At 39.5% G+C, this 14,798-nt stretch carries 2 protein-coding genes; both read left to right on the top strand.

Translation table 11 applies throughout. The features are described 5' to 3' along the window. The first annotated feature begins 82 nt into the window (after nucleotides 1-82). Nucleotides 83-9,085 carry an SDR family NAD(P)-dependent oxidoreductase gene (locus QA584_RS18545; RefSeq protein WP_278270584.1) on the top strand — a complete coding sequence of 3,001 codons (9,003 nt, stop codon included), beginning with the start codon at nucleotides 83-85 and terminating at the stop codon, nucleotides 9,083-9,085. Next, nucleotides 9,078-14,750, top strand: coding sequence for an SDR family NAD(P)-dependent oxidoreductase (locus QA584_RS18540; protein ID WP_278270583.1), 5,673 nt, complete (start codon nucleotides 9,078-9,080; stop codon nucleotides 14,748-14,750). The genes QA584_RS18545 and QA584_RS18540 overlap by 8 nt, the downstream gene beginning before the upstream one ends. The last annotated feature ends 48 nt before the right edge of the window (nucleotides 14,751-14,798 follow it).

Raw genomic sequence — 14,798 nt, 5'->3', positions numbered from 1 at the left:
AGAAAACCAGCGGCATATTTTCAGACATAGCACAAAAGGGTAACTTATAACAATTTCATCAAAATGAAAAGGAAAATTGGATATGAAAGAAAATATAAAAGAATGGAATCAAGATGTAAAAGAGAGAGCAATGCTGTACTTTAAAGAATTGCTGTCGGCGGAACTAAAAGTTCCGGTACATAAAATAGAAGAAGATGTACCAATGGAGGAATATGGGATCGATTCCGTAATGGTTATGCAAATGACCGGGAAATTGGAAGAAACCTTTGGAACCCTGCCTAAGACTTTATTTTTTGAATATCAGACCATTGGGGAGCTGACCGAATATTTTATGTCGGAGTATCAGCTGAAATTAAATGAAATTTTAGGTGTCCAGGAAAAAACCAGCAGTAATAGCAGCTCAGAACCAGCTATTTCAAAAGAAAATGTTACTTTATATTTTAAAGAGCTGTTATCGGAAGAATTAAAGGTGCCAAAGCATAAAATAGAAGACGATGTCCCTATGGAGGAGTATGGTATAGACTCTGTTATGATCATGCAGATGACAAATAAACTGGAGGAAGCTTTTGGAGTACTTCCGAAAACCTTGTTTTTTGAATACAGGACTATTGAAGAGATTACCGGGTATTTCATGGAGGAACACCATCAGAAACTCAGAGAGATCTTGGGAACGGTAAGTAGTAGCAGTAATAAGGATCTGGATATAAATTCGGATAAAGAGAATGGTAAAGATCTTAATACAGAGTTTAATAAGGTGCTTAATACAGACTTCAATGAAAATTATAGTACAAACATGAATGGAAATTATAATACAAACATGAATGAAAATTATAATACAAACTTTAATGAAAATCTCAAGAAAAACCTTAATAAAAACCTAAATAAAAGTCTTGATAAAGAACTTATAAATGAGGAAGAATACATACCTTTTATAACACCCGGAATTGAGAAAAAGAATCAGAAAAGGCGGTTTGCTTCTTTAAAACAGGAAGAAAAAGAAGGGAAAGAAGATAAAAATAGTTTCTCCGACATTGCTATTATAGGCCTTGCTGGTAAATATCCAAAGGCAGAGGATTTGAACGAATACTGGGAAAATCTGAAGACAGGCAAAAACTGTATTACGGAAATTCCAGAGAACCGTTTTGACTATAAGGCTTATTACGACCAGGATAAAAATAAGGGAGGAAAGATAAATTCCAAGTGGGGAGGATTTTTAGACGGAGTTTATGAGTTTGATCCCTTATTTTTTAATATCTCTCCCCATGAAGCCGAAATAATTGATCCTCAGGAGAGACTTTTCCTTACCTGTGTCCACGAAACCCTGGAAGATGCAGGGTATACAAAAGAGGCTTGCAGCCGTTTCAAAGAAAATGGTATGGAAGGTAACATAGGCGTTTTTGTAGGCGCTTTATTTGAAGAATACCAGTTCTACGGTGTACAGGAGCAGGCACAGGGGAATATGATCGCGTTAAACGGAAGTTTGTCTTCCATTGCAAACAGAGTCTCTTATTTCTTTAATTTTCACGGCCCAAGCATGGCAGTGGATACGTTATGCTCTTCTTCCTTAACGGCTATACATCTGGCCTGCCAGAGTCTTCAAAAGGGTGATTGCGAGATGGCGGTTGCCGGGGGTGTCAATGTAACGCTTCATCCTAATAAATACGTGCTTTTAGGACAAAATAATTTTCTTTCCAGCAAAGGCCTTTGTGAGAGCTTTGGCGACGGGGGAGACGGTTATGTCCCGGGAGAAGGGGTAGGAGCCATATTACTAAAACCTTTAGAAAAGGCAGCGGCTGACGGGGATCATATTTATGGCGTAATTAAAAGCACTGCCATCAATCATGGCGGTAAAACCAACGGCTATACGGTACCAAATCCCAATGCCCAGGCAGTGGTTGTACGCAGAACCTATAAAAAAGCCGGTATCAATCCCAGAACAATCGGATATATAGAAGCCCACGGTACAGGAACGGCTCTTGGAGATCCCATTGAAATCAGCGGTTTAAATAAAGTATTCAGTGAATATACGGAGGAAAAACAATTCTGCAGAATCGGGTCGGTAAAATCCAATATAGGTCATTGTGAAAGTGCGGCCGGTATTGCTGGTATTACCAAGATCCTGTTACAGATGAAATATGGATATCTGGTTCCCTCTCTTCATTCACATGTATTAAATCCCAATATTGACTTTAACAGCACCGCATTTAAGGTACAGCAGGAGTTTGAGCCGTGGAAACGGTGTACGTTAAAGCTGAACGGAGAGGTAAAAGAATATCCCCTGACAGCCGGAATCTCATCCTTTGGAGCCGGCGGTTCCAATGCCCACATTGTAATAGAAGAGTATATAAAACCGGCCGTACCGGTAAGCCCTGGAAATCTATCACAGCAGATCTATGTTTTTTCAGCCAGGGACGAAAAGAAACTAAAACAGTATGCGGTAAAACACCAGCGTTTTATTGAATCACATAGTAATAACGGTGAAGGTGACACCGGCAGCCTGTTTCAGGATATGGCCTATACCCTGCAGATTGGCCGTGAATCTATGCAGGAAAGAATCGCAATTGTAGCTTCTGACCTGAAAGAAGTAAATAAGAAATTACAGGCTTATATCAATGGGGAAGAATATATACCAAATCTCTATCAGGGTAATACCAAATCCCTGACGATCAAGGATGTTTTTGAAGGAGCAGCAAGCGGGGAATTTGTAAAGGCCTTAATTAAGGGCAGAGAATATGATAAGCTTGCCGAATTGTGGATATCGGGTGTTTCTATTGACTGGAACTGGTTATACTCTGCCGATACATTACCCTGTCTTATTTCCATACCGACTTATCCGTTTGCCAGGGAAGAATATTCACTGGCGAAGCCTGTTATAGTACAGCAAAAGAATCATGACGGACAGAAGTCCGATGAATTGTCTGTAGTAAATGATGATAATAACTTTTTTTACATTCCTAAGTGGGAACGTATGAAAGAGTCTGAATTTAAAACCGGCAGTATTAGGAAGTCACAGAAAGTTCTTATAATTTTTGGTGAAGCTTCTGTTGAAATCAGTAGTTTGATGGAAAAATTATGTAAAGACCAGGAAGTAATTAAAGCCAAATTAGATACCCGGTGGGAAAAAGTTTCATCTAATGAGTATATATTAGATACTACCTCCCAATCTTCCTTTGAAAAGTTGCTGTCGGAAGCAAAGGATGTTGACACCTTTATCTTTTTCGGTGGAATTACCGCAAAAGAGCTTAATATCAATCAGTTGGAATATTTGGATTTGATTCAGGAACAGAGTGTGATGGCCTTGTACCGGCTTTTTAAGGCTATGATAAAGTACGGATACGAATCCCGCAGTATCACGTTAAAAGTGGTAACTAATAATGTACATAGAATATTACCGGATGAGAGTTGTCTGCCCTATGCGGCAGGTGCGTATGGCTTGGCAAAATCAGCAGAGAAAGAGTTCCCTGACTGGCAGATAAGCGGATTTGATATAGATTTATTCAATATAGACTTTTCCGGAAAAGATACGGTGTCCGGAAAAGATACCATGTCCGGAAAAGATACCGTATCCAGAGAAGGAGAGTTTGCAGTACAGTCTATTATCAATGGTAATCATTCAATCAGTAAGTCCGAAGTGGCGATTAGGGATAATGTCAGGTATATCCGTAAAATATATCCGGTTAATTTGTCTCAACAGGAAACTGCCGGATTGAAAGAAGGTGGAGTCTATCTCATAATCGGCGGAACCGGCGGCATAGGACTGGAACTGTCCTTGCATATTGCTAAGAAATATCACGGAAAGCTTGTTCTTACCGGACGCAGGGAAATAAATCAGGAAATAGAAGAAAAGATAAAAAAGGTAGAAGCCAGGGGAGGGGAAGCACTCTATGTTCAGGGAGATGTAACTGATCCTGAAAGTATGGCAAAGGTAATTCGGACTGCCAAATCAAAATTCGGTAAAGTAAACGGAGTAATCCACTCCGCCCTTGTTTTACAAGACCACTCCCTTCGGAATATGGAAGAGGAGACACTAAAACAGGTTCTGGCACCGAAAGTAAAGGGTAGTGTAGTTCTTCATAATGCGATAAAAGAGGAAGAACTGGACTTTTTAATGTATTTTTCATCAGGCCAGACGTTTCTCGGAAACCAGGGTCAAAGTAATTATGCAGCAGCTTGTGCTTTTACCGATTCCTTTGCTTTATATGAAAATGAGGTGTTAGCTTATCCCGTTAAATTAATTAATTGGGGATACTGGGGCGAAGTTGGAATTGTGGCAGGAGATGAATATAACAGGAGGCTTTCTGCCAGCGGAATATATCCCATTCAAACCCAGGAAGGTATTGACGGAATTGAGAGGATATTAAGGTCAGAAGCGGTACAGACACTTGCAATCAAAGCAAGTGAGGAGGTGCTTAAAAGTATAGGCACAGACTTTAATATTAATATATCTGCTTTGGAACAGGAAGATAATCCGGTAAGTATAGGTATATTATCTAAGGAAGATATGCCGGAATTAGGACATGACAGGCTTCAAACAATAGATGAATCCTTCCGGGAATTAAGAAAATTTACACTTTTAATATTATTAGATGCATTTCAAAAGAAGGGCATATTTACACAAAAAGAACAGTATTACAGTCTGGAAAATATGAAAAAGGAATTACATATTATAGAAAAGTACAACAGGCTGTTTGACAGTATGTTCTCTATTTTAGAAAAGGATGGTGTTATTGTTCCTAGGGAAGGTGATACTTATACAGCAACCGGATGGATAGAAAATGAAGTCTTAAAAAGCCGGTTATCTAGGATAGAGGAAGAAAAGGATAATTTATTAAAGCTTTATCCGATTGTTATCCCTTATATGGAGTTATTATGGACTTGCTCCAGACATTTCTGGGAAATATTAAGGGGAGAATGCCCGGCCACGGATATTGTATTTCCGGATTCTTCAATGAAACTGGTGGAGAGAATCTATAATGGAAATGAAGTGTCGGATTATATGAATGAAGTTATTACCTGGGCAGTGAACTCTTATATCGAGAGCCGCTTAAAGAGTCTTTCTGGCAATGAAACGATTAAGATATTGGAAATCGGTGCCGGTACAGGAGGAACCAGCCGCACTGTTTTTGAAGGAATCAGGAAATACGGCGAAAGACTGCAATATGATTTTACGGATATATCAGAGGCCTTTCTAAAATATGGAGAAGAATCCTTTGGAGCAGAGAATCCTTATGTCAGGTTTCAGTACTTAAATATCGAGAAAGATATTCTGTCCCAGGGATATTTACCGGGAGAGTTTGATATGATTATTGCAACAAATGTTTTACATGCCACAATCAATATCAATAATACGGTTAAAAACGCAAAAACTCTGCTTAAGAAGAACGGGTGGCTGATTTTAAATGAAAATACAAAAGTAGAAGAAGTTGCCACCTTAACCTTTGGGCTGTTGGATGGCTGGTGGTTATTTGAAGATGAAAGCAGCCGTATGAAAGGCTCACCTTTACTGAGCAATGAAATGTGGAGAAATCTTTTACTGGAAGAGGGCTACAGCAATGTAAAACAATTCGGGCAGCCTGATAAGGAGGACATTCGCTTACATCAAAATGTCATTGTTTCCGAAAGTGACGGTGAGGTCAAACTTCCCGTAAAAAAAGGTGAGAGAAAAAGCCCGGTATTAAAACAACTGAAAACTGGGGAACAGGATCAGAAAAGTTCTGACTCATCTTTAAACATTACACAAAAGGATATTAAGGACGTGGGTCAATTTATTGAAGCTGCTATACTGGACTGCTTGGCGGCAGTATTAAAGATCAACAAAGGGGAATTGGATATTAATACACCTTATAAGGAGTATGGTGTGGATTCCATCTTGTCCGGACAGATTATCAACAGAATCAGTGAAAAACTTGGAATCGAGCTTAATTCCACTGCCTTGTTTAATTATCCTACTACAATAAAATTAAAAGAATTCATATTAAAAAAATACAAAGATCAGATACATATGGATTTGGAATCAAATAAGTCAGTAGAAGTTCAAAGTAACGGAAAGGCAGAAGGCACAGACAGTGAAAAAACCATAGACAGTGAAAAATCCAGAAACAGTGAAGAAGCCAGAAACAGTAAAGAAGCCAGAGACAGTGGAGAAGCCAGAAACAGTGGAGAAGTCAGAAACATCGAAGAAGCCGGAAATAGCGGAGAAGTCAGAAACAGCGGAGAAGCCAAATATACCGATTCCGGTGTGGACAAGAGAAAATATTCATCTATAGATAATCCCTCCAGAAATAAACTGTCATCAGATGATCCGTCCATGAATATTGCCATAGTCGGCGTATCCGGTATGTTCCCGGGAGCAGCCACCTTGACTGAGTATTGGGAGAATTTATGTCGCGGAAAGAATTCAGTTGCAGAAATTGACCGGTGGGAATTAGATAGCTTTTATGATCCCGACCCTCAAGTTCCCAACAAGAGTTATATAAAAACATCAGGCATGTTAGCGGATGCCGATAAGTTTGATCCTTTATTCTTTAATATTTCACCCAGAGAAGCCGAGTTAATGGACCCACAGCAAAGGCTCTTTTTGCAGGAAGCCTGGAAGGCTTTGGAGGATGCGGGATTTTCAGATGAATATCTGGATGAAAGGAAATGCGGAGTCTATGTAGGCTGCAATGACAGCTATTATATGCAGCTGATTGAAGAGAGCGGCATCGATAAAAGCAATTATGTATTTACCGGCAATACCCTGCCCATTCTGTCTGCCAGGATATCCTATTTACTGAATTTGAGGGGACCCAGTGTGGTAGTGACGACTGCCTGCTCCTCTTCATTAGTTGCTCTGCACCAGGCCTGTGCTAGTGTTATAACGGGAGATTCGGAAATAGCAATAGCTGGCGGGGTCAATGTTTTTCCGACTCCATATTTCCATACAATCGCAAGCAGTACGGGAATGCTTTCCTATCAGGATAAATGCCGTCCTTTTGATAATAAGGCAGACGGTTTTATTCCTGCGGAAGGAGTCGGGGCAGTGGTTCTTAAAAAGCTTGATAAAGCCATAGAAGACGGTGACCAAATCTATAGCGTAATTGTTGGTACTGGAATTAATCAGGATGGAAAAAGTAACGGGATCACCGCACCCAGCGCACCTTCCCAGGCTGCACTGGAATATGAAGTTTATAGTAAATATAAGATAAACCCGGAAAATATAAGTTATATTGAGGCACACGGTACAGGGACAAAGCTGGGAGATCCCATTGAAATAGAAGCCCTCAGTGAAGCTTTTGCTAAATTTACGGATAAAAAACAATTCTGTGCAATTGGAGCCGTAAAGGCAAATATCGGTCATGCTCTGGAAGCCTCGGGAATGGCAAGTCTAATTAAAGTCCTGCTTTGTATGAAATATAAAAAACTTGTGCCAAGTATAAATTATGAAACCGGTAATGAGTTAATCTCATTTAAGGACAGCCCGGTATATGTAAATACGGAATTAAAACCATGGATGGCAACGGATGGAATACCAAGAACGGCCGCAATCAGTGCCTTTGGTATCAGCGGCACAAACAGCCATATGGTAATGAAAGAATATACGGGCGAGCCGGTTAAGAAACCAATATCTTTACCATATCATATCGTGGCTTTGTCTGCAAAAACAGAACAAGCATTAAAGTCTAAGTTAACAGATATGGTAAGTTGGCTGGAAGCAGATAAAAAGGCTCACTCCCTGGAAGATATTGCATACACCTTGATGGCTGGAAGAAGCCATTTTTCTTACCGGGCAGCCTATATTGTTAAAACCACAGATGAATTGGTTCAGGAACTGGAACTGGCAATTGGTCATTCACCGGACAGCAAAATGATTTCAGGTGATTATATCAGCAATAATTTCAGACCGGAACCAGAGGTTCAAAAGTCCGGCAATGAAGTATTAGAAGAACTTAGTGTAATACTGTCTGGGGATTCTGAATATAAGCAGAAGCTTGTATTTTTGGGAGAATTATATGTTAAGGGATATTCCTTGGAATGGGGCTTATTATATAATTCGAAAAAATATAAAAAAGTTTCACTGCCTACCTATCCTTTCGCCAGGGATAGATATTGGATAGAAAGCCAGCCGGTCGTAAAAGCAGATAAAAACAATAAGTCCCTTCGGATTCATCCATTGATTGGGCAAAATACTTCAACGCTGAAGGAACAAAAATATACAACACTGTTTTGCGGGAAGGAAGGTTTCATAAAAGACCATCAAATAAACGGTAAAAAAATTATGCCGGGTGCAGCTTATATTGAAATGGTCCGTGCAGGCGGTGAAATAGCAGCTGAATTACCGGTAATGGGTTTTAAGAATCTTATTTGGGGAACACCGATTATCATTACGGACAGCAAAGAAGTCAATCTGGGACTAAGTATTGAAGATGGTCAAGTGGCATTTGAAATCTATACAAAAGACAGCGGAGCACGATTGACACATGCCCAGGGGATACTGGATTTTGAAGAAGATATGCAGGAGGAGTTACATTTAAATAATAAGATAGAGTTAGATGTGATTAAGAAAAGATGTGACAGGGTTGTAACGGGAGATTCATGTTATGCCTCTTTTCAAGCTAGGGGTCTGAATTACGGACAAATCTTTCAGGTAATACAAGAGCTTTACAGCAATTCCGGAGAAGCACTGGCATATCTTAAACTTCCGGCTGCCCTTGCCGAAGGATTTCATGATTACGGAATCCATCCCTCCATACTTGACGGAGCTTTGCAGACAGCCATCGGATTAGCTGCTTATCTGGATATTGATTCCAAAGCTGCCTTTGTTCCCTTTTTAATTCAGGAAATAAAACTCCTGAACCCTTTAGAAACAGAGTGTTACGCCCATGTAATTAAAGTAAATGAATCCATTAAGAATAACTCTTTTACTTTTTATATTACCATTACCAATAAGAAAGGTGAAATCCTTGCTATAATTGATGGTTACAATATAAGGGAACTTAAGACAGAAAAAGATAAGGATGATACCTTAGAGCTGTTAAAACAATTGGAAAACGGAACCTTAACGGCATGGGAAGTGGAAAAAATGATGGAGGAAGCCAATGATTGAGGAGAAACTTAGTAGAAGTGAAATATTAAAGATGATAGTAGAGAAAAAAATTACTGCTAAGGAAGGCTTAAGTTTACTGAAAGAAAATAAGTCATTTAACGAAGTGAAAAACACGGACTCTCATTCGGTTACGAAAACATATGAAGGCTGGTGGGAGGAAAGTGAATTAATCCTGAATCAAAGCGTAGCGTTTCAAGAAAATGAGAATCAAAGAAATCATATGTTTAATAATATGATCCTATTCGACTACAACGGTGAAATAAGAAATGCTTTCATTGCTGATCCGGAATTGGAAGCCTCTCCTGTTATCCTTGTAACACCCGGAGAAAAATTTTATAAATTTGATGCCTATACCTATGAAATTAATCCATCGGATAAAGGAGATTATAACCGGTTATTCGAAAATTTGCTGGATGAGGATATTTTGCCGGAAAGAATCGTTCATTTATGGGCAAAAGAACAGTTTCATGCGGAAGAAACTAAAGTTAGAAATCAGCTTGAAGTAAGCTTTTATTCTTTGCTGTTTATTACCCAGACCTTATTGCAGTTAAAAATAAAAAATCAGCTTAAGGTACTCTTTATCTATAACACCAGGGGCAAAACAGAACCGTTATATGAGGCAGTAAGCGGATTTGCGAAAACAATACATTTAGAAAATCCCAATTATAAATTTAAAGTCATAGCTGTGGACATGGAATCAACTGCATTCCAGGAAGAGACTGCATTCCAGGAAGAAACTACATTCCAGGAATCAACTACACTCCTGGAAGAGACTACATACCAGAGTAAAACTGCATTCAAGGAGGAAACTGCTTCCCAGAAAGAAACTGCAACCCAGGAAGAAAATGATAATCCTATTTCTATGCTTAAAATCATAACCGGAGAGCTGCTAAGTGACCAGAGCGAGACAGAGATTAATTATAACGGGGATAGAAGATTTATTAGGAAGTTTCGTGAAATCCAATTACCCAATTTACAAGAAAGCGGGGTACCGGTAAAGAAGAAAGGAACTTATATAATCACAGGCGGTGCCGGTGGAATCGGAAGGATTATAGCCCGTTATCTGGCAGAAACTTTTCATGGAAATATTGTTCTTACGGGTCGCACCATTTTAAATGATTCCAAAAAACAGGGATTGGAAGAATTAAAAAGACTTGGAGCCGATGTTGTCTATATTCGTTCCGACTTAAGGAAAGAGGAAGATATTGATTACCTGTTGAAAGAATGTAGGGCTAAATTCGGACAAATCAATGGAATCTTTCATTGTGCCGGGGTACTTAATGATACCCTGGCACTTAATAAGAAGAAGGAAACCATTGAAGAAGTATTAGGTCCTAAAATTTATGGTTCCGTATATTTGAGCGAAAAGTTAAAGGGGTATCCCCTGGACTTTATTGTGTTCTTTTCCGGATTGGCAAGTATATTCGGTAATGTCGGCCAAATCGATTATTCTTATGCCAATGCTTTCGTAGATAATTACGCGGTATATTTGGCAAAGGAATTTCCGGACACCAGAATCAGAGCCATTAACTGGCCCTTATGGGAGAATGGCGGTATGCAGATTGAACAGCAGCAAAAAGAGTGGTTATTGGAAAACTACGGAATGCTTTCAATTAATGACGAAAAAGGAATGGAAGTTTTACTAAGAGCTCTTAACAGTCCTTATGAACAGGTAATTGTTGTAGAGGCAGAAGCAGAGAAACATAAAGTAATAAGTGGGCTTCTAAATGAAGAGAAAAAAGCGGCAGAGCCGCCTAAAGCCGATGGTGTAATAACTTCTTATGATTTGAGTAAAGCCACAGAGATCTATTTGATAAAGGTTTTGTCGGCAGAATTAAAGTTAGCCGAGGGCAGTTTTAATCCTGGGGAACCATGGGAGAAGTATGGTATTAATTCCATGTCCATAGTAAAAATGACAAATCAGATTGAAAAAGATTTTGGCCCTATCTCAAAAACATTGTTTTTTGAATATCAGAACCTCCATGAACTGGTACAATACTTTGAGGAAAATTATAAAGAAATCATCCTGGATAAATTGCTTCACAACAATCACGCAGCTTCTATAAGTAACAAAGCAACTGCTCCTATACAGGAAAAACACGTAAAAGAGGAGAAGATTCTCGGGAAAAACCGATTTTTCAATGTACCTGTAAGCAGTAATGACGCCAATAGAAATGTCGTCAGCAACAATGTAAATCGTAATAATCCAAGCCGCAATAACTCAAATATCAATGATACAGGTAGTAATACCACATTTAATAGTAATACAGACAGTAATATTACAAATAACAATATAAGAAACATTAATACGAACGGCAATGTTACGAACAGCAATATTCCGAACAGTAATAAAATAAACAGTAATAATACAAACAACAATAACACAAATAGCAATAGCACGAACAGCGATAACATAAACAGTATCCGGAATGACAATGATATTGCCGTTATCGGTATAAGCGGTAAATACCCCATGGCTGAGAACCTGGAGGAATTTTGGGAAAACCTGAAAAAGGGAATAGACTGTATTACAGAAATCCCTCCAAAACGCTGGGATTATCAAAAATATTACAACAAGGAAAAGGGTATAAAAAGCAAAACTTATAGTAAATGGGGGGGCTTCCTATCAGATTATGATATGTTTGACCCTCTGTTTTTCGGCATTACACCAAGAGATGCGGAAATGATGGATCCCCAGGAGCGTTTATTTCTTGAAGTGACCTGGGAGGCAATGGAAGACGCAGGTTATAATTTAGAAAAGCTTAAGAAGTATGAAATCGGCGTTTATGTAGGAGTTATGTATGGCCATTACCAGATGTTCGGTGCAGAAGAGACCCTTTACGGAAATCCTATGGCACTCAGTTCCTCCTATGCATCCATTGCAAACCGGGTATCTTACACCTTTGATTTAACTGGTCCCAGTATTGCCATTGATACAATGTGTTCCTCTTCTCTGACCACCATCCATTTGGCCTGTGAGAGTATACACAGAGGAGAATGCCAGATGGCGGTAGCCGGCGGAGTAAATCTTACCATACACCCGACGAAGCATCAATACTTATGTGCCAACAACTTTGCTTCCACGGACGGCAGATGCAGGAGCTTTGGAGAAGGCGGCGACGGTTATGTACCCGGTGAGGGTGTAGGGGCTTTACTATTAAAATCCTTAAGCCAGGCCGAAGCAGACGGAGATCATATCTACGCCGTAATAAGGGGAAGTTCCATCAATCATGGCGGCAGAACCAACGGATATACAGTACCAAATCCTAAGAAACAAAGTGATCTCATCGTAAAAACGTTGGAAAAGGCACATATAAATCCCCGAACAATCAGCTATCTAGAAGCCCATGGAACCGGTACCTCACTTGGAGATCCGATTGAAATAACCGGACTTACAAAGTCCTTTACAAAATACACCAAAGAAAAACAGTACTGTGCCATCGGATCGGTAAAATCCAATATCGGTCATGCCGAGGCAGCGGCCGGAATTGCCGGAATAACAAAAATAATATTGCAGATGAAACATAAGCAGCTGGTGCCTTCCTTACACAGTGAAATAACAAATCCGAATATCGACTTTGAAAATACTCCGTTTTATGTTCAAAGAAGCTGTTCTAATTGGGTGCCGCCAACAATTGAAATAGATGGAGAAGTAAAAAATTGCCCGAGAATAGCAGGCATAAGTGCTTTCGGTGCCGGCGGTTCCAATGCCCATATCATCTTGGAGGAATATGTAGAGAAGGAACAGGCAGCAGGTCAGGTCACGGCTAAACCTCAACTCATTATTTTATCTGCACGTAATAAGGACAGATTAAAACAATATGCAAAAGCTCTGTGCCTTCATCTTGAAAATGCAGGCAGTCAACCAGAGGCAGGGGATAGTGCCATACCCTGGGTACGCAGCTTTGTCTGTGAACTGATTGCGGAACTGATTCAAGTAGAAGCTTTGGAGATAGATAATGAGGGAGTATTCTCAGAGATGAATTTAGATATGGTAAAACTAAATCTGCTTGTAGAAAGAATTAATCAAAAGCTTAATGTGGATTTATCAGTCAGGGAAGTACTTCAAAACCCATCAGTAGACAGTACTGCCTCATACTTATACAGTAAGTATCCTAAGCAGCTCAAAAAATATAGTCAGTCAGGTGAAATACAAGAAACGGGTTATATCTGGTCACAACAAATCAATATGAGGGATTTGGCATACACCTTACAAACCGGCAGGGAGGAAAAAGATTACCGGCTGGCGGTTATTGCTGCAGAAGGAAAGGAACTTCATGAAAAACTAAGAGATTATATGAATGACAGGAATGAAACCTTTAGTTTTATAACCGGCAGCGCGGTGGAGAAGAAAGAATTTTTTAAGGAGGATTCTCTTGATTCCTATATTACAGAAAGCATTCAAAATGAGAATCTGATTAATTTAGCGAAACTCTGGGTAACGGGAACAAAGATTGACTGGAATTTACTTTACGGGGAGAAAAAACCAAAAGTAATGTCTCTTCCTGTCTATCCTTTTGAAAAGAAGCGTTACTGGTATAACAGTTTCCAAAAGAAACCAGAAGCAGAGGATAGAATGCTTAAGGAAAGTAGCCTTAAGGAAAGCAGCCAAGTTACAATTCCTGATACTCAAAGTGAGGCTGCTCCAAATGGCTTTGAAACCGAGCTGGATTTTAAATATGCGGAAAGCAATTATAAAGGGAACGAAGTATCCTTACAGGTAATAGATGAATCCATTGCCTTAATTACAATGCAGGATGAAAAAAACAGAAATATGTTTGCTGAAAACCTGGTCCTAGGATTAATGGCCAAATTCGCCCAGGTAAAAAAAGATCCCAGGATTAAATCAATTATTGTGACAGGCTATGGGAATATATTCAGTATGGGCGGAACCCAGGAACAGTTATTAAATATAGCCAATCAAAAGAACAGTTTTACCGATGCTCCCTTTTTATACCGAGGCTTGTTGGAAGCACCGGTTCCTGTTATTACGGCAATCCAGGGACATGCAGCCGGCGGTGGGTTACTCTTTGGCTTATTCGGAGACATTGTTATTATGGCGAAAGAAGGTATTTACAGTGCTGTCTTTGCAAAGTATGGATTTACTCCGGGTATGGGAGCAACCTATATATTAAAAGAGAAATTCGGAATTAACTTGTCCTCGGAAATGATGTACACTGCTAAATCGTACTCAGGGGAGGAACTATTTCAAAAAGGAGCAAAGGTTACCTTCACCAATAGTAAAGATGTCTTAAAAGAGGCGTTAAACATTGCAAGATCTTTATCGGAAAAGCCCTTAATCACCCTAAAGATCTTAAAGAGTAATCTGTCAGGCAGGATATTAAGGGAATTGCCGGAGTATATCAGGCAGGAAAATCTGATGCACCGGCAAACCTTTACCAACCCGGAAGTAAAGGAGAGAATCCGTCATTTCTATTTGGAAGATAAAGATTTTAATGGTGCTTTAAAACCGGGCGGAGAAAAAAAGGTAACTGTGGATAACAAAATTAAACTGGCTGCCTTTGTGGATTTACCGGAAACAGAAAATAAATATGAGGATGTATCTGCAGCAGCCCTTGATAACATGCTGGAAGCCTTGGAAGCAGGAGAGATTACACCGGAGGAGGCAGTTTTGTTCCGGCAGAGGGATGAAAGAATAATATAACCGGCAGGCAGATGTGATATGCAATGGGAATAAAAATGGATTACTAAG

This window comes from Anaerocolumna sp. AGMB13025 (assembly GCF_029689925.1).
In the GTDB taxonomy this organism is placed as follows: domain Bacteria; phylum Bacillota; class Clostridia; order Lachnospirales; family Lachnospiraceae; genus Anaerocolumna.
The sequence above is the reverse complement of the archived record's forward strand: the minus strand, read 5'-3'. Positions and strand labels throughout refer to the sequence as shown.